Genomic DNA, 17,452 nt, shown 5'->3' on the forward strand with positions numbered 1-17,452 from the left:
GTGTTCCGAGCCGCTGCGGTTCGCCCTGACTTATGCCATTCGCCTGTGTCAATCAGAAGGAATCGCCCATGCCCGCCCCTCGGTATATCCCCTGTCCGCTTGCCCGCCCCACTAAACGGAGCACCGCAGCGCTGCTGGGCGTGTGGCTAATGGCCTGCTCGCTACCCTCGTTGGCCGACACGCAATCTCTGATCGACCGCGATGCGCAGAACAAGCGCCTCACTGAACAGTTGATGGCCAAGCCCAATCACCTCTCCCCCGCCCCGAGCGCCAAGTACAACCACATCATCACCTACGGCCAGTCGCTGGCTTCTGCCGCCGAAGGCTGGCCAGCACTGTCGAAACAGCCGGGCTACGACAATCTGATGCTGGGCGATGCAACACGTTCGGCAACCTTCAGCGGCGATCGCTTCGTACCGATCGGAGGGGCAGCATTCAAACCGCTCAAGGCGGTGGTGCAGTTCAAGCGCGATCCCAAGATCATTCTCGACGGCGATGCCATCGCGAAGCTGGAAAAGCACGCCCAGGAAGAAGGCGAGTCCGTTGAAGTCGGCGCGCTGAACATGGCGCGCCGGCTGTATCTGGAAAAGCACCGCGTCGAGGCCGATCCCGAGCATCTGTTCGTCGCCAGCAACGCCGCCACTTCGGGACGTTCCATTGCGCAACTGTCCAAGGTTGGTGGCACCAACGAGTACCATCGGGTATTGCAAGCCGTCGATCAGGCCAAGCAACTGGCGGATGACGAAGGCGCGAGCTACAGCCTCAGCGCTTTGTTCTGGTTACAGGGTGAGTACGATTACGCCGAGGTTCAGGGCGGGATCAACGACAAGGAAACCTACAAGGCAATGATGCGCCAGCTGCGCGATGACCTTTACGCCGACACCGCGCAGGCCATCGGGCAGCAACGCATGCCTGCCTTCATCAGCTACCAGACCGATGCCAAGACGTCGGTCGTGAACGGCAGCCTCGACATCGGCATGGCCCAGTGGGAACTGGCGCAGGAAGAGCCCAACTGGTACCTGGCCGGTCCGGTTTACCCCTACGTGGACAAGGGCACGCATCTTTCGGCCAACGGTTATCGCTGGTTCGGCCAGATGCTTGGCAAGGTTTACCACCAGGTCGTGGTCGAGCGCCGCAACTGGGTGCCTTTGTCGCCGCTCGGCGCCACGGTCGAGGGCCGTGAAATCCTCATCGATTTTCACGTCCCGCATCCTCCGCTGACGTTCGAAGAACCCTACCTTGGCCATCAGGCGCGAATGATCGACGGCCGGGGTTTCACCATGAGCGACGAGCAAGGTGAGGTGCCGATCGAAAGAGTCGAGATCGCCGCCGGTACGATTGTGCGTCTGACCGCCGGACGTGATCTGAGCGGTACGCCGCGCATCCGTTACGCCAGCCGCGCGGTCGGCGGCGCCGGCGAACTGCGTGACAGCGATCCGACCCTGGCTGACGCCCACTACGAGTACCTGCCGGACAAAGGCATGTGGCCGGAAGCCAATATCGACGCGCTGGTGGACGAACCCTACCCGCTGCATAACTGGAGCATCGCGTTCGAGATCGAGGCCAAGGCCAACGAGGCCGAGCGAACGCGCTGACAGCTGATACATCCGCCCCGAGCGCGACGTCAGCGCCCGGACTTCGATCCAGCAATCCGGACCGCCAGAATCAGGCAAGTACTGGGCAGAATCCGCCTAACGCCCGGTCTGCACGCCTCCCTAGCATTCACTCCACAGCACAGCAGTGCTGCATCCATGAATGCAATCGGAGGGTCTGCGCATGTCGAACATCAACGGAAAAGTCATCGCCATCACCGGTGCCAGCAGCGGCATCGGTGAAGCGACGGCGCGCCTGCTGGCCAGCCAGGGCGCGCGAGTGATTCTGGGCGCACGGCGGCTGGAACGCCTCGAAGCGCTGGCCGCCTCGATCATCGATGACGGTGGCAGTGCGGTGGTCCGAGCGCTGGACGTTACGAACCGCGCCGAGATGCAAGGTTTTATCGATTTCGCTGAACAACAGTTCGGGCGTGTCGACGTCATCGTCAACAACGCCGGCGTGATGCCGCTTTCGAAGCTCGAAGCGCTGAAAGTCGACGAGTGGGACCGGATGATCGACGTGAACATCCGCGGCGTGCTGCACGGTATCGCCGCTGGACTGCCGCTCATGCAGCGTCAGCGCAGCGGTCAGTTCATCAACATCGCCTCCATTGGTGCCTACGCGGTGAGTCCGACCGCTGCGGTGTATTGCGCGACCAAATATGCAGTACGCGCCATCAGCGAAGGGCTGCGCCAGGAGGTCGGTGGCGACATCCGCGTCACCTTGATATCCCCCGGCGTGACTGAATCCGAACTGGCCGAGAGCATCTCTGATGCAGACGCGCGCTCGGCCATGCGCGATTTCCGCCAGATCGCCATTCCCGCCGAGGCCATTGCCCGTGCGATTGCCTATGCCATCGATCAGCCAGCCGATGTGGATGTCAGCGAGCTGATCGTGCGCCCCACCGCCAGCCCTTACTGAGGAGACGTTCATGAATGGCAATGCAAGCAGAACCCTGATAGCGGCTGGACTGGCATTGCTCGCTGGCTTGTCGACGGCCGCTTCCTGCGCAGCCGACGAGAGCGAGCGGCACGAGCGAGGTCTGAAGGTGATGGAGCGGCTCTCCGGCGGCGCCGGGCAACCGGTGCTCGATGCGTTGCAACAGGATTATCCCTTTCTCGCCGAAAGCGTTACCGCCTACGCGCTCGGTGATGTCTGGGCTCGCCCAGGTCTGGATGATCGCACTCGCCAGCTGGCGACCGTCGCTGCGTTCGCCGCGCAAGGCAACCTGCCGTACCTGAAGATCCATGCCGGCTATGCGCTGCGGCTCGGGGTCACGCGCGATGAACTGAAAGAGGTGATCTATCTGACCACCGTTACCGCTGGTTTTCCGCGCGCCATCGATGCGGCGCAAGCGCTGCGGGAAGTGCCGGACCCGACAGCGACGCGTTGAGGCTCAGGCGATACTGCGTAGCCGCGCCATGTCCTTGATCGGGGAGGCGCCGAACAACCGGCTGTATTCGCGGCTGAATTGCGAGGGGCTTTCGTAGCCGACCCGGTAACCCGCGACCGACACCTCCACCCCTTCGGCCATCAACAACCGCCGAGCCTCCTGCAACCTGAGCTGTTTCTGGTATTGCAGCGGGCTCATGGCGGTCAGCGCCTTGAAACGGTGATGCAGGCTGGAACTGCTGAGATTGACCCGCCGCGCCAGATCCTCGATGCGCAGCGGCGCGACATAGTTCTGGTTGAGCCACTCGATGGCGCGGGTTACCCGATGCGACTGGCTACCCTGCAATGCGACCTCCTGTAGATGCTGGCCCTGTGGCCCGCAGAGCAGGCGATAGAAGATCTCGCGCAGCGCCAGTGGCGCCAGTACCGGAATGTCCTTTGGCTTATCCAACAAGCGCACCAGACGCAGGGTCGCGTCGAGCAACGACGCGTCGATACGGTCCAGATACAGGCCGCGCCCTGGTGCCTCGTCCACTGCAGCGAGCTGGCCGGATTCACTGATCAACCCGGCAATCAGCGACGGATCGATGTCGAGTCTGATGCACAAGTAAGGCTCTTGCGGCGAGGCGCGCACTACGCAACCTCCCACCGGGAGCGTGACCGAGACCACCAGGTAATGCAGCGGGTCATAGCAGTACAGCTCGTCGGCCAAACGCACTTCCTTGCCGCCCTGCACGATGATGCACAGCGCCGGCTTGTGCACGCCCCAGACCGGCTCGCCCGGCTCCGCGCAGCAAATCAGATGCAGGGGATCAATGGCGGTCGGGTGCACGCCATCGCCATCGACGAAACGTTCGACTAGCTGCGCCAGCTCGGCGCGCTGTGCCAGGGTTTCATCGTCTGACGGAGCGATGAATGAATTCATGGGCAGGCTCCTTGATGCGAAGGGAATCAGCGTAGCTGTTGTTGACCCGCTATGCCGCCTGCCACCAATTATCTTCCAAAAAAAAGCCGGCGTTAGCCGGCAATTTTCGAAGCAATGAACGATCAGCTACGGGCGCGTTCTGCGTCGCGCAAGGCTTTGACCTGATCGTGGTTGCGTTGCACGCCCTGAAACTGGCGCTGGACCACCACGCGAATATCGGCTGGCAGGTCCTTTTCGAGCGCCTTGCGATAGCTCTTTAGGGCCACGTCTTCGCCACGCTCGCATTCGTTGAGAATCGCTTCGTCGCTTTTACCCGTGATCATTGATTTGAGGTCGACCCAGCGACGGTGCATGTCTCCCGCAACGCTGGTGGAAGTCTCCGGGTCACCACCCAGGGTGCGCACCAGTTGCTGCAGTTCGGCGGCGGCCGTGGCGCAGTCTTGCGCACGCTGGGTCATGGTGGTCTTCAGCTGGGGGTTCTTGAGGTCTTCAGCACATTCGCGGAAGCCTTTCTCGCCGTCCTTGCTGGTTTCGATGAGATCGTTGAGCACGGAAATGGTGTCTTTGGTATCCATTGAATAGTCCTCCTGGGGCTTGCTAAAACGGCCGGAAACAGCACGGCCAACCTGTTAAGTCGACTGCCCCGCTTCGTCAAAGGTTCAGCCCGCCTGCCTCGGCGATGTGCCCTGTCGATAACTTCGAACAACCGTTTCGCGCTCGCGATTGTCCCAAGAATGACTGCCGTCCCGGCAGAAGCGCACATAATCCTGAGCCATCGCCGTCGAGCCCTGCGAAACATGCCGGAATACCTCGCCCCCGTTCCCCGTTGGGAACCCCACGAACGTCCATCCATGCCCGGTTCGCCGGCGATCCTGCTGCATCCGATGCCGATGCGCATCGCCTATGCCTGTGTCGCCGTGCTGGTCGGGCTGACCGGCGGCCTGGGCAACGCGCTGTTCATCGCCAACCTGCCGAGCATTCAGGGCGACCTTGGCCTGACGCCGTCGCAAGCCGCCTGGCTGCCGGCAGCGTATTTCATGGTCAACGTCTCCGCCAATTTGCTGATGATCAAGTTCCGCCAGCAGTACGGCTTGCGCCGCTTCGCCGAGATCGGGCTGACGCTCTATGCGCTGCTGAGCATCGCTCACGTATTCGTCGAAGGGCTGGAAATGGCGGTGTTCGTTCGCGCTGCCAGTGGACTGGCGGCGGCCACCACCTCTTCCCTCGGGCTGTTCTACATGTTGCAGGCGTTCCGCAAAGCGGATCTGCCAAAGGGGGTCATCCTCGGTTTCGGCATTTCTCAGCTCGGCACGCCATTGGCCTGGCTGATGTCGCCGACATTGTTGGACATGGGCGAATGGCACCGCCTCTACGTGTTCGAGAGCGGCCTGGCACTTTGTTCGCTGGCGGCAGTGGTGGTGCTCAAGTTGCCCCTGGGCGAACGCATCAAGGTCTTCGAGCCGCTGGATTTTCTCACCTTCGCCCTGCTCGCCCCGGCGCTGGCGTTGATCGCTGCGGTGCTGGCCCAGGGTCGAATACTTTGGTGGACCGAGCAGCCCTGGCTCGGCTACGCGCTGATCGTCGCGCTGGTGCTGATGTGCACAGCATTCATGATCGAACACCACAGACGCAATCCCTTGCTGCATACCCGCTGGCTCGGCACCGCTGAAATGCTGCGCTTCGCCTTCGGTGCCTTGGCGCTGCGTCTGCTGTTGTCAGAGCAAACCTACGGCGCGGTCGGCCTGCTGCAAACGCTAGGCATGGGCACTGAGCAGTTACAGCCGCTGTATGCAGTGATTCTGCTCGGGTTGAGCATGGGTATCGCCGGCAGCGCGATGACCTTCAGCCCGACCACCGCCCTGCCACAAATCCTGCTGTCGATCGTGCTGATCGCAATCGCCAGTTTCCTCGACATCGACGCCACCAACCTCACCCGCCCGCACGACATGTTTCTTAGCCAGGGCCTGCTGGCCTTCGCCAGTGGCATGTTCCTCGGCCCGCTGCTGATCACCGGCATCGGCAAGGCGCTGCGCAACGGGCCGAATTATCTGGTCAGCTTCATCGTGCTGTTCACCATGACCCAAAGCCTCGGCGGGCTCGCGGCGCCAGCGTTGTTCGGCACCTATCAGGTGATGCGTGAGAAATACCATTCCAGCCATCTGACCGAGCAGGTGGTGCCGGGCGATCCGCGCATCGCGCAACGGCTGCAAGCCCAGAGCCAGGCGCTGGCGCCGCGCCAAAGCGACCCTCAATTGCGCCAAGCACAGAGCGCGGCGCAGCTGAGCCAAGCGACCACGCGCGAAGCCAATGTGTTGGCCTTCAATGATGTATTCCGGCTGATCGGTATGCTCGCCATCGGCGTGTTCGGCTGGTCGCTCTACCACACACTGCGCATCGCGCGGCAGAACAGGAATGCCCCGCCTCCATGAGTGAAACCAAACGACCCGACGAAGAAGAAGTCTTGCAGACGGCTCAACCACCGCAGCCCTCAGCCGCGATGACGGACGCCGGCCCAGCGCCGGACGATCCGCCGAAGACGATCAAGCCGAGCCGGCGCACGGTCATTCTGATGGTACTGGTCGCCCTGGCCGGCATTCTGGCGATCCTCTACGCCTGGCAGCTGTGGCCGTTCAGCAACCGTGTCGCGGTCACCGAAAACGCCTATGTGCGAGGGCAGATCACCGTGCTCGCGCCGCAGGTCAACGGCTACGTCACCGAGGTGCCGGTGCAGGATTTCGAGCAAGTCGCGCGCGGCCAGCCGCTGGTGCGCATCGATGATCGACAGTATCGCCAGCTGGTCGAGCAGCGCCGTGCCGAGTTGGCTGCGCAGCGTTTCGAACTGGAGAACCTCGAGCAAACCCTGGCCTCCAACCGCGCCACGCTGGCGTCACGCCGCGCCGAGTTGTCCGCCGCTGAAGCCGAATTGCAACGCGCCCTGGCCGACGAAAAACGCGTCAACGAGCTGGCCGAACGTGGCTCGGTCTCGATTCGCGAACGCGACCAGATCCGCGCCAGCGCTCGCGCCGCAGCGGCAAACGTGAAGCAGGCCCAGGCTGCCATCGCCATTGCCGAGCAGACGCTGAAGGCTAGCGAAGTCTCACGCGGCGGGCTTCAGGCGCAAGTGGAGATTGGCGAAGCGGCATTGAAGCGGGCTCAGATTGACCTGGACAACACGGTCATCGAAGCGCCGCGCGACGGCCAGATCAGCGAAGTCACGGTGCGCCAGGGCCAGTACGTCGCGGCCGGCTCGCAGCTGCTCTATCTAGTGCCGGAGCAACTTTGGATCATCGCCAATTACAAGGAAACCCAAACCTTCGCCATGCGCCCAGGCCAGCCGGTTTCCATTGAGGTCGATGCGCTGGACGGTGCTCGCCTGAGCGGGCGTGTACAGCGTTTGGCACCGGCCACCGGCTCGGAATTCAGCGTGCTGCGCCCGGATAATGCGACCGGCAACTTCACCAAGGTGGTGCAGCGGATACCGGTGCGCATTTCCATCGATCCGAACCAGCCACTGAGCCAACGCCTGCGACCGGGGCTTTCGGTGGTCACGCACGTGGATACCAGCGGCGACGCCGAAGCCATTGAAACCGCAGCGGAAGACGCGCGATGAGACGTCCGTTTCGCGTTCCGGGATTATTGCCGGGCCTGCTGCTGATCATGTTGGCGGGCTGCATGCCACCGAGGCAGCCGCTGCCGGCTGACGCCACAGTCACTCCACCAGCGCAATGGCGCGACGAGGCGGCGCGCACAGCCGAAATCTCCGCGAACTGGTGGCAGGCTTTTGGTGATCCGCAGCTGACGACACTGGTCGAAGCGGCGCTGGCACATAACACCGACGTGCTGATCGCCGCGTCGCGGGTCGAACAGGCACGCGAGCAGATCCGTCTGTCCCACGCCTCGCTGCTGCCGAATCTGGACGCGGTGCTGGGTGCGCAACGCACACGCGAGCTCAGCGTGCTCGGCATCGCCCACACCACGGCAGTGCAGCCCTCGCTGCAGGTGTCTTACGAGCTGGATATCTGGGGCCGGCTACGGCGTCTGCGCGAAGCCGCGCAATTGCAATATCAGGCCAGCGAGGCTGAACGCGACGCGGTGCGCTTGGCTGTCGCCAGCACCACGGCACGCGCTTATGTCTCGCTGCTGTCGCTGGACCGGCAGCTGTACGTGACCCGCGAAACCGTCGAGTCGCGTCAGCAGGCGCTGCGTGTCGCCGAAGACCGCGCCAGCCTCGGCTACACCTCACAGCTGGAGCTGACCCAGGCGCAGTCCGAATACGAAGCCGCGGCGCAATTGCTGCCTCAATTGAAGCAGGCGATTCGCGAGCAGGAACATGCCTTGCGTCTGCTCACCGGAGCGCTCCCGGGCGCGGTGCAGCGCGGAGCCGGATTGCTTGCCATCGAGCCGCCCGACGTGCCCGTCGCGTTGCCTTCGGAACTGCTGCGACGGCGTCCGGATATTCATCAGGCCGAACTGCTGCTGGCGGCCAGCGACCTCAACCTGCAAGCCCAGCGCGACCGCTTCCTGCCGCAGGTGCAGGTATCGGCCAGCCTCGGCCAGCTGTTCGTCAATTCGCTGGATTACGACCCGGTTCGCGTCTGGGATATCGGTGCCAGCGTGCTGGCACCGATCTTCGATGCCGGGCGCTTGGAAGCGGGCGTGAACATCGCGGTCGCGCAACGCAATGAAGCGGCCTTCGCCTATCGCGCGACTGCGCTGCAAGCATTCGCGGAGGTCGAAAACAGCCTTTCGGCGGTGGGCAATCTGCGACAACAGATCGAGCGCGTCGAGGCTCGCCGCGCAGTTCTTGAGCGCTCGCTGACCTTCGCCGAAGACCGTTACCGTGCTGGCTATTCGTCGTACCTGGAAACCCTCGACGCCCAGCGCAACCTGTTCAACACCGAGCTGACCGCCGTACAACTGCGCGAAAGCCAGCTCAATGCGCTGATCGGCCTCTACCAGGTGCTCGGCGGTGGCTGGCAGGCCGCCGCCGAGCGCTGAAAGCTCAGCCCGACTGACGCAGGGTTTCGTGATCGGTGCGCCGTATACCGCCGAGTACCCACTCGGCAAAGAGGAACAGAACCAGACTGCCACCAAGCACCGGCAGGCAGTAACCGAACAGCACCGCAAGCCCCACCGTCACCACCCGAGCAGTCGGCAGCAGATCGCGCAACGCGTGCAACATACCGGGCCGGCGCACAGTTGAACGACGACGCCACCACATCAAATAACCCCAGATCACCAGCGTCACCAGACCGAGCGCGGTGACGGCAAGCAACAATTGATTGGCCAGGCCGAACAGCGAGCCCATGTGCGCATCGATGCCCCAGCGCGTCAGCTTGGCCGCCAGCGGGAAAGTGGCGAAATCGATGCGATCGGTGACCGCCAGCGAGCGCGGATCGATGGCTACCGCGTCGACCTGAGTCGGCCAGCTGCGGTCGATCTCGGTCACCGTCCATGCTCGATCAGGGCCTGCCGCCGGGACGATTTCCAGCTTGCCAGCGTCGATACCGGCGCGGCGCGCAGCAGCCAGCACAGCATCGAATAAGGCAGGATCGCCCGGCTCAGCCGCAGCCATCTGCATTCCGGCGTGATGGGCATGTTCACCCGCTGGTGCCACCGGCTCGCCGGTCAGCGCCGTGGATACGCTCGGCGTGGACATACCGAAGGCCGCCCGCGCCACGCCGATGTTGTCCCCCGCCCAGCGCGACCAGGTCAGGCCGGTGGCAGAAAAGAACAGCAAGCCCACCACCAGCCACAGCCCCAGCGTGGCATGCCAGCGCCGCAACCGTTGCGTCCTAGCCACGCTCGCCTTGCGATTACCCTGGCGCCGGATAACCCAGAGCGCCAGCCCACCCAGCGCCGCGACCCATAACCAAGAGGCAGCCAGCTCGCTATAGATCCGGCCCGGCTCGCCCAATAGCAGGCTGCGGTGAAACTGATCGAGCCATGTGCGCAGCGGCAATACCCCAGTGGTACCGTAAACCAGAAGATCGCCGCGGATCTCAGCCGTTACCGGATCGATGAACACGGCGCGGCTCTCCGACGGCCCCAGCTCCGGCGCGCTGAACATCACCCGCGTGGTGGTGCCGGACTGCGGTGCCGGACGCACCGCCGACAGCGTCGCGGCCTCGCCGACGTGCGCTTGCGCGACTTCGATCTGCCGCGCCAGGGGCAGCGAAGGTCCGCCACTGTCGACGAACAGTTGTTCGGCATAGAGCCGGCTCTCCAGCTGTGGCGTCAGCGCATAGATCAAGCCGCTCAAGGCCGCGATGAGGATGAAAGGCCCGACGAATAGGCCAACGTAGAGGTGCAGGCGGATCAGCAGCGCTAGCAAGGGTCGCTGCGTCCGGGATGCAAGAGGCGGTGCCTCCGGCTGGGCATGGGAAGACGGCATGAAAGCTCACTCGAATCGAGAAAATACAACCAACCCGGCGCTGCAGGATTGGCGAAGCGGACGACCGCTACCCGCGGTGGTCAGATTCAGCAGATACGATCAGGTGAGCGGAGAAGCGCGAGGGTTGAGGCTGGGCCAGCGATAACGCAGCGACAACGGCGGTGCCAGGTCGAACGGCAAGGCATTGCGCTGCATCAGTCGCCGCTCGTGCAGCTCCGTCGCGGTGGCGGGGATCGCAGCCATCGATGCCGAGCCGGCGCAACAGCAAGGCATGCCGAGGTGATGCAGTGGCTTCGGTGCGGACTCGCTGCCCTGCGCGGCGTGGTCAATAGCCGTCGCGTGGCCGTTATGCGCGGTGAAATGGGAAGAAACGTGCCGGCTGGCCTCGGCCATCGGACAGTGCCCGGGCATGCCCAGAGCACCGCTCCCCATTAACGGCATCGCAAACAGATGCAGCAGCAGGGCCAGAGCGGCTATCCAGATCGGGGCGCGACGGGGACGGTGCATGGGGAAACTGATAGCTCCGGCAGGATGAAACACGGCAATCTCACAGAGCAATGACTGAATAACGGCTCTGGAGGCGGTGCGTGGCGAATTGGATTGTAGATTTCCCGGTTGGTGCGCGCCACGCCACAACGATAGAACTGACCCGCCCTATCCCGAACGCGCGCACTTCTTCGGCAAGGTAACCAGACATTCAGCGGTTTGGACGCTCAGCCTGCCGCTTCGTCCAAAAGCTTCGGCATTCCAAGCAGAAAGCCCTGCGCCTTGGTCACCTGCAGGCCGCGCAGGGTCGTCAGCTCTGCATCCGTCTCGACGCCCTCGGCAATGATGTTACTGCCGGTCTGTTCGGCGAAGCGGATCAGCGCAGCAGCCAGCGCGCAGGTATCGTTGTCGCTATCGACGTTGCTGATCAGGCTGCGGTCGAGCTTGATGACATCAGGCTTGAGCTTGAGGATGTGGCGAAAGCTGGCATAGCCGGCGCCCGCATCGTCGACTGCCAGCCGCAGCCCACCTTGGCGTAGCGGTTCGAGAATCGCGGCGAGCAGCGCGTAGTTGACGATGGATCTGTGCTCCGTTACCTCCAGCATCAGGCGATGCAGCGGCTGCTTGGCGAGCAGTGCCACTACCGAGCCATCCAATAGTGCATCGGGGCAGACATTCAGGGACAGGTACACATCTTCGGGAATCAACGGCAGCGCCTCGAGCGCCGTTTCGAGCAGCATGACTTCAAGTTTCGTGCGAAGCCCGACCTCGCCTGCCTCGCCCATCCAGAGGTCCGGTGAGCGGTATGGCTCGGGACGAAAGCGCGCCAGTGCTTCGTAGCCGATGATGGTGTTGTGCACCAGATGGAAGATCGGCTGGTAGACCATCCAGCAATCACGTTGGGCGATCACCGCCTTGATGCGCTCGAGTTTTTCATTGCGCTGCTGTTCGCTGAGCGCGTGTCGCTCGAGTACTCTTCCGGCAAAACGGGCGAACAGGCGCAAGGTTTCCAGGTCGGCCTCGTTCAGGGTTTCGTCGGCTTGCGTACTGAAACAGCAAAAGGTCCCGTAAAGCGAACCATCACTGAAGCGAATCGGTACGCTCATGTGTGCACCGACGGGCAACGCCCGGGTCGCCGGGAGTGCCAGCGCTTCCTGTAATTCGCCAGCGTTGCGGATGAGTTCCGGTAAACGTCCATCGACGATGCGCTGGCAGTAGCTTTCCTCTAGCAATCTGCCGTCGCCGACGGCCAGCGACATCGAGCGGTATTGCCCTTCGATATAACGAAATACCCGCCTTCCGTCCCGAAATTCTCCAATGAACGCCACTTCCATTCGTAGATGCTGGCGAACCAGCTCCAGCGCCTCGGTAAGCATCTCGCCAATGGACAGCCTGCCACGCTCAAACCCGTCGACCATCAACGACATATCGCTGCCGGTAACCCCATCAGAATCGCGGTTCAACATAACCATCCCTCGCCATCTTCCATCGGAAGAATCAAGGCGCCTTGGCGGCTTCAGAGAAATACGCAGCAGAGCCTTGTTTTGAGCCTAGTGCCCTTCTTGAGCTACTCCGCTTTCGTCGACGACCGGCGCTTGGTCGGCTTTTTTGGCGGCGCGTCAGAGGCTAATTCGACCCAAGTTGGTGCATGATCGCTGGCGTGTTCCTGGTCGCGAACCCAGCGATCCACGCCAGCGTCTTTCAGGCGCGGCGCCAGGTCTTTGCTGAGCAGAAGATGATCGATACGCAGGCCGGAATTCTTTTGCCAATGCTGGCGGAAGTAGTCCCAGAAGGTGTAGATGCGCTCGTTGGGATATTTGGCACGCAGGGCGTCGGCCCAGCCTTGGCTTAGAAGACGTTGATAGCACTCGCGGCTTTCCGGCTGCAGCAACGCATCCTTGGTCCACGAGCGCGGGTTGTAGATGTCCTCGTCGGTGGGCACCACGTTGTAATCGCCGGCCAGCACCACCGGATGTCCGCTGTTCAGCAGCCCTCCGGCATGCTGAATCAGGCGCTCGAACCAGGCCAGCTTGTACTCGAACTTCGGTCCCGGCTGCGGGTTGCCGTTGGGCAAGTAGAGGCAGGCAACGATGATGCCGTGGGCTGCGGCTTCCAGATAGCGGCTGTGACTGTCGTCCGGATCGCCCGGCAGACCGCGGCGGATCTCCAGCGGATCGTCGCCGCGCGACAGGATCGCCACGCCATTCCAGGATTTCTGCCCGTGCCAGATCGCGCCGTAGCCGGCGGCGCGGATATCGTCGATGGGAAAGTCGGCGTCCTGCGCCTTCAGCTCCTGCAGGCAGACCACGTCGGGCTGCTCACGCTCCAACCATTCGAGCAGATTGGTGCGGCGCGCACGGATGCCGTTGATGTTGAAGGTGGCGATTTTCAGGGAGTCCACAGGCTGCCTCGCACCGATAGATGACCCTTGTTGTGACTCGCGGTGACGGTGCGAGGTTCGCGTCAGCTGGCCTTGCGTGGAACTCTGCAGGACGACACGCCTTTTCGGCGATAACGGTGGGCTGAAGCCCACCCCAACTACGTGGTTCGGCTCAGTCGTACGGTGGGCTTTAGCGCACCGAAACACGCCCATATGAAAGATTCCGACCGACCCCTCTAGAGGGCAAATGCAGTGGGCTGAAGCCCACCCTACGGCACTACGTGGTTCGGCTCAGACGTAGGGTGGGTCGGGCGGCGCTCCGCTTCAGCCCACCAAAAGCGCCCTGGAAGGCGAGGATGGAAGGTCGGAATGTGCTCCGATCCACCCCAACATCGAGGTTCGGCTCAGCGAGTTTCCCAATAGCCCGGTGCGTTGTAGATCGCTTTCAGGTAATCGATGAAGAAGCGCACCTTGGCCGGCAGGTAGCGCTGCTGCGGGTAGACCGCCTGGATGTCGTAGGCTGGCAGTGCGTACTCGTCGAGCACCGTCACCAGCTCGCCGCGCTTGAGTTCGGCCTGGATTTCCCAGGTCGAGCGCCAGCCGATCCCCAGGCCCTGCTTGACCCAGTCGAACAGCAGCTCGCCATCGTTACAGTCGAGGTTGCCGTCCACCCGCACCGCCACCTGCTTGCCGTCGCGCAGAAAGGTCCAGCCGCGCTGCTGCCCACCCTGCAGGTTGAACGCCAGGCAGTTGTGCCGCGCCAGGTCTTCCAGCTCGCGCGGCACGCCCTGGCGCTCGAAGTAATCCGGCGCGCCGCAGACCACCCGGCGATTGGGAAACAGCTTGACCGCCACATAGTTGGGATCGGTGACCTCGCCGATGCGGATGCCCATGTCGTAACCATGGCGCACCAGGTCGACCACGCTGTCAGTGAAGTTGAAGGACAGCTGCAGATCGGGGAAGCGCGCCTGGAAGGCCGGCGCATGCGGGCCGATATGCCGGCGACCGAATGCCGCCGGCGCCGAGATCACCAGGTGACCGCGCACCGAGGTACGGTCCTTGGCGATGCTGGCGTCGGCCTCGTCGAAATCTTTGAGCAACCCGCGTGCCCGCTCCAGGTACTGCTCGCCCAGGTCGGTCAGCGCCAGGCCACGGGTGGAGCGGTGCATCAGCTTGACGCCCAGGTGGCGCTCCAGCGCATCTAGCCGGCGCCCCATCACCACAGGCGTTACTCCTTCCTTCAATGCTGCGGCGGCGAAGCTGCCCGCTTCTGCGACCAGCACGAAACTGTGTACGGCTGTGTAACGATCCATTCGATACTCCTGATATCGACAGAACTGAAGTTTCGACCAATTCCGCCTTTCGTTCCAGCCCTGCATCCTTGGGCCACGTATAAAAACTATCGAACAAGAAAACAGCCACGATCTTGCGAGCTAGAGACCTGCAAGGCAAAAGCAGGCGAGGAAGCGGAGTTTGCTGGTGCAAATGAGCATTCCGAGCCTGGTTTTAACGCAGCAGGGCCGACGCGCAGCAGATCGTGAACAAAATTCTAAAAGTCAGGAGGAACGACCCATGGCCCGAATGAGAGCAATTGATGCTGCCGTCGCGGTGTTGCGCAAGGAAGGCATCGACACCGCCTTCGGCATCCCCGGTGCCGCGATCAACCCGCTGTATTCCGCCCTGCGCGCTGACGGCAGCATCCGCCACATCCTGGCGCGCCACGTCGAAGGTGCCTCGCACATGGCTGAGGGTTACACCCGCACCAAGGCCGGCAACATCGGCGTGTGCATCGGCACCTCCGGCCCGGCCGGCACCGACATGATCACCGGCCTGTATTCCGCCTGGGCCGATTCCATCCCGATTCTCTGCATCACCGGCCAGGCGCCACGTGCCCGTCTGTATAAAGAAGACTTCCAGGCCGTAGATATCGAATCCATCGCCAAACCGGTCACCAAGTGGGCCGTCACCGTGCGCGAGCCGGCACTGGTACCGCGCGTGTTCCAGCAGGCCTTCCATGTGATGCGCTCCGGTCGTCCCGGCCCAGTGCTGATCGACCTGCCATTCGACGTGCAGATGGCCGAGATCGAGTTCGACGTCGACACCTACGAACCGCTTTCGGTCTACAAGCCGGCAGCGACCCGCAAGCAAGTAGAGAAAGCCATCGACATGCTCTGCGCCGCCGAGCGCCCGCTGATCGTTGCCGGTGGCGGCATCTACAACGCTGGTGCCGAAGAATTGCTGGTGGAGTTCGCCGAGACCGTTGGCGTGCCGGTGATCCCGACCCTGATGGGCTGGGGTTCGATTCCCGATGACCATCCGCTGATGGCCGGCATGTGCGGTCTGCAGACCAGCCATCGCTACGGCAACGCCAACATGCTGGCCTCGGACTTCGTGCTCGGCATCGGCAACCGCTGGGCCAACCGCCACACTGGTTCGGTCGAGGTCTATACCAAGGACCGCAAGTTCGTACACGTCGATATCGAACCAACCCAGATCGGCCGGGTGTTCTCGCCGGACTTCGGCATCACTTCCGATGCGGGCGCCGCGCTGAAGCTGTTCGTCGAAGTGGCCAAGGAACGCAAGGCTGCCGGCAAGCTGCCAGATCGCACGCCATGGGCTGCCGACTGCCAGGAGCGCAAGCGCACCCTGCTGCGCAAGACGCATTTCGACAGCGTGCCGATGAAGCCGCAGCGCGTGTACCAGTGCATGAACAACGCCTTCGGCAAGGACGCCTGCTACGTCAGCACCATCGGTCTGTCGCAGATCGCCGCCGCGCAGTTCCTGCATGTCTACAAGCCGCGCCACTGGATCAACTGCGGCCAGGCCGGCCCGCTCGGCTGGACCATTCCGGCGGCGCTGGGCGTGGTTGCGGCGGACCCGTCGCGCAAGGTCGTGGCGCTCTCGGGCGACTATGACTTCCAGTTCATGATCGAGGAGCTGGCGGTGGGTGCGCAGTTCAAGCTGCCCTACATCCACATCCTGGTGAACAACGCCTACCTGGGCCTGATTCGCCAGGCGCAGCGCGGCTTCGAGATGGATTACTGCGTGCAGCTGGGCTTCGAGAACATCAATGCCGACCAGAGCGGCATGGAAGGCTACGGCGTCGACCACGTCGCGGTGGTCGAGGGTCTGGGCTGCAAGGCGATCCGCGTGTTCAAGCAGGAAGACCTGCAACCGGCCATCGAACAGGCCCAGGCCTGGATGGCCGAGCATCAGGTACCGGTGGTGATCGAAGTGATCCTGGAGCGTGTGACCAACATCGCCATGGGCACCGAGATCGACGCCATCAACGAGTTCGAGGAGCTGGCCAACGGTCGCGAGGATGCGCCGACCGCGGTCGCACTGCTGGACTGATTTAGCAACGCAACAGGCAGTAAGCCGAGGGTGGCTATCGCGAAGCGTATCCACCACCACAGCCGGACGGGACGGAAGCTTCCAACCCGTCCGGAAATGTCCCTACAGACAGACAGGAGATACCCATGCCACGTTTTGCCGCCAACCTGTCCATGCTCTTCACCGAGCTGGACTTCATGGATCGTTTCGCCGCTTCCGCCAAGGCCGGCTTCAGCGGTGTCGAGTACCTGTTCCCCTACGACTTCCCCGCCGAGGAGATCAAGGCTCAGCTGGACGCCAACGGCCTGACCCAGGTGCTGTTCAACCTGCCAGCCGGTGACTGGGCGGGCGGCGATCGTGGCATCGCCTGCGATCCGGAGCGGGTCGAGGAATTCCGCGCCGGCGTCGACAAGGCCATCGCCTACGCCAAGGTGCTGGGCAATACCCAGGTCAACTGCCTGGCCGGCATCGCCCCCAAGGGCGCCGACATCGGCAAGCTGGAGATGACCCTTATCGAGAACCTGCGCTACGCGGCGAAGAAGCTCGAAGAGGCCGGCATCCGCCTGGTCATGGAAATGATCAACACCCGCGACATCCCGCGCTTCTTCCTGAACAACACCTCTCAGGCGCTGGAGATTCGCGACAAGGTCGGCAGCAGCAACCTGTTCCTGCAGTACGACATCTACCACATGCAGATCATGGAGGGCGACCTGGCCCGCACCATGGAAAACAACCTGGCGGTGATCAACCACGTGCAGCTGGCCGACAACCCTGGCCGCAACGAGCCGGGCACGGGCGAGATCAACTACCGCTTCCTGTTCGACCATCTGGACCGCATCGGCTACCAGGGCTGGATCGGCTGCGAATACAAGCCGGCCACCACCACCGAAGCCGGCCTTGGCTGGATGAAAGCGCATAACGCGATCTGAACTGACGCGACCCAGACGAA

At 63.0% G+C, this 17,452-nt stretch carries 15 protein-coding genes; 8 read left to right on the forward strand and 7 right to left on the reverse strand.

The window, feature by feature from the left end; all coding sequences use genetic code 11:
• Nucleotides 1-68: 68 nt before the first annotated feature.
• The 3 genes from GYM54_RS07785 to GYM54_RS07795 all read left to right on the forward strand — a co-directional run bounded on the left by GYM54_RS07785 (nucleotide 69) and on the right by GYM54_RS07795 (nucleotide 2,986).
• The gene (locus GYM54_RS07785; RefSeq protein ID WP_197445604.1) at nucleotides 69-1,595 is read left to right on the forward strand and encodes a sialate O-acetylesterase; all 1,527 of its coding nucleotides are present in this window, start codon (nucleotides 69-71) and stop codon (nucleotides 1,593-1,595) included.
• 181 nt (nucleotides 1,596-1,776) lie between these two features.
• A complete protein-coding gene (locus tag GYM54_RS07790; protein ID WP_197445603.1) occupies nucleotides 1,777-2,514 on the forward strand; it encodes an SDR family oxidoreductase in 738 nt (245 codons plus the stop codon).
• A gap of 10 nt (nucleotides 2,515-2,524) precedes the next feature.
• Nucleotides 2,525-2,986 carry a carboxymuconolactone decarboxylase family protein gene (locus tag GYM54_RS07795; RefSeq protein WP_197445602.1) on the forward strand — a complete coding sequence of 154 codons (462 nt, stop codon included), beginning with the start codon at nucleotides 2,525-2,527 and terminating at the stop codon, nucleotides 2,984-2,986.
• 3 nt (nucleotides 2,987-2,989) lie between these two features.
• On the opposite strand, the gene GYM54_RS07800 is transcribed toward GYM54_RS07795, so the two are convergent.
• Entirely contained in the window at nucleotides 2,990-3,910 is a 921-nt protein-coding gene (locus tag GYM54_RS07800; protein WP_131650585.1) for an AraC family transcriptional regulator, read from the reverse strand.
• 122 nt (nucleotides 3,911-4,032) lie between these two features.
• Nucleotides 4,033-4,485 (reverse strand): PA2169 family four-helix-bundle protein, encoded by a 453-nt coding sequence (locus GYM54_RS07805; protein WP_197445601.1) that lies wholly within the window; start codon nucleotides 4,483-4,485, stop codon nucleotides 4,033-4,035.
• A gap of 276 nt (nucleotides 4,486-4,761) precedes the next feature.
• Here GYM54_RS07805 and GYM54_RS07810 point away from each other — a divergent pair, with 276 nt between their 5' ends.
• Genes GYM54_RS07810 through GYM54_RS07820 form a run of 3 tightly spaced genes read left to right on the forward strand, consistent with a single transcriptional unit; the run spans nucleotide 4,762 to nucleotide 8,908 of the window.
• Entirely contained in the window at nucleotides 4,762-6,339 is a 1,578-nt protein-coding gene (locus GYM54_RS07810) for an MFS transporter (RefSeq protein ID WP_181100657.1), read from the forward strand.
• On the forward strand, nucleotides 6,336-7,520 hold the full coding sequence (locus GYM54_RS07815) for an HlyD family secretion protein (protein ID WP_181100654.1): 1,185 nt from the start codon (nucleotides 6,336-6,338) through the stop codon (nucleotides 7,518-7,520). The genes GYM54_RS07810 and GYM54_RS07815 overlap by 4 nt, the downstream gene beginning before the upstream one ends.
• Nucleotides 7,517-8,908 (forward strand): efflux transporter outer membrane subunit, encoded by a 1,392-nt coding sequence (locus GYM54_RS07820; protein ID WP_181100652.1) that lies wholly within the window; start codon nucleotides 7,517-7,519, stop codon nucleotides 8,906-8,908. The genes GYM54_RS07815 and GYM54_RS07820 overlap by 4 nt, the downstream gene beginning before the upstream one ends.
• Before the next feature lie 4 nt (nucleotides 8,909-8,912).
• Here the strand turns inward: GYM54_RS07820 and GYM54_RS07825 are convergent, their stop codons facing one another.
• From GYM54_RS07825 to GYM54_RS07845, 5 genes are all read right to left on the reverse strand, one after another.
• Nucleotides 8,913-10,304: a PepSY domain-containing protein gene (locus GYM54_RS07825; protein ID WP_181100649.1), complete on the reverse strand. Its 1,392-nt coding sequence runs from the start codon at nucleotides 10,302-10,304 to the stop codon at nucleotides 8,913-8,915.
• A 99-nt stretch (nucleotides 10,305-10,403) separates the two neighbouring features.
• Entirely contained in the window at nucleotides 10,404-10,811 is a 408-nt protein-coding gene (locus GYM54_RS07830) for a DUF2946 domain-containing protein (RefSeq protein ID WP_181100647.1), read from the reverse strand.
• Between the two features lie 206 nt (nucleotides 10,812-11,017).
• The gene (locus tag GYM54_RS07835; protein ID WP_181101473.1) at nucleotides 11,018-12,217 is read right to left on the reverse strand and encodes an EAL domain-containing protein; all 1,200 of its coding nucleotides are present in this window, start codon (nucleotides 12,215-12,217) and stop codon (nucleotides 11,018-11,020) included.
• Nucleotides 12,218-12,357: 140 nt separating this feature from the next.
• Nucleotides 12,358-13,191, reverse strand: coding sequence for an exodeoxyribonuclease III (xth, locus tag GYM54_RS07840; RefSeq protein ID WP_131650592.1), 834 nt, complete (start codon nucleotides 13,189-13,191; stop codon nucleotides 12,358-12,360).
• 383 nt (nucleotides 13,192-13,574) lie between these two features.
• Complete coding sequence (locus tag GYM54_RS07845; protein WP_058074176.1) at nucleotides 13,575-14,483, reverse strand: LysR family transcriptional regulator; 909 nt, start codon at nucleotides 14,481-14,483, stop codon at nucleotides 13,575-13,577.
• Between the two features lie 259 nt (nucleotides 14,484-14,742).
• Between GYM54_RS07845 and gcl the strand changes: the two genes are divergently transcribed.
• Together gcl and hyi are read left to right on the forward strand one after the other, a co-directional pair.
• The gene (gene gcl / locus GYM54_RS07850) at nucleotides 14,743-16,524 is read left to right on the forward strand and encodes a glyoxylate carboligase (RefSeq protein WP_181100642.1); all 1,782 of its coding nucleotides are present in this window, start codon (nucleotides 14,743-14,745) and stop codon (nucleotides 16,522-16,524) included.
• Between the two features lie 125 nt (nucleotides 16,525-16,649).
• Nucleotides 16,650-17,432 carry a hydroxypyruvate isomerase gene (gene hyi, locus GYM54_RS07855; protein WP_197445600.1) on the forward strand — a complete coding sequence of 261 codons (783 nt, stop codon included), beginning with the start codon at nucleotides 16,650-16,652 and terminating at the stop codon, nucleotides 17,430-17,432.
• Nucleotides 17,433-17,452 lie beyond the last annotated feature (20 nt).

The organism is Pseudomonas sp. MTM4, from assembly GCF_019355055.1.
Classification (GTDB): Bacteria; Pseudomonadota; Gammaproteobacteria; order Pseudomonadales; family Pseudomonadaceae; genus Stutzerimonas.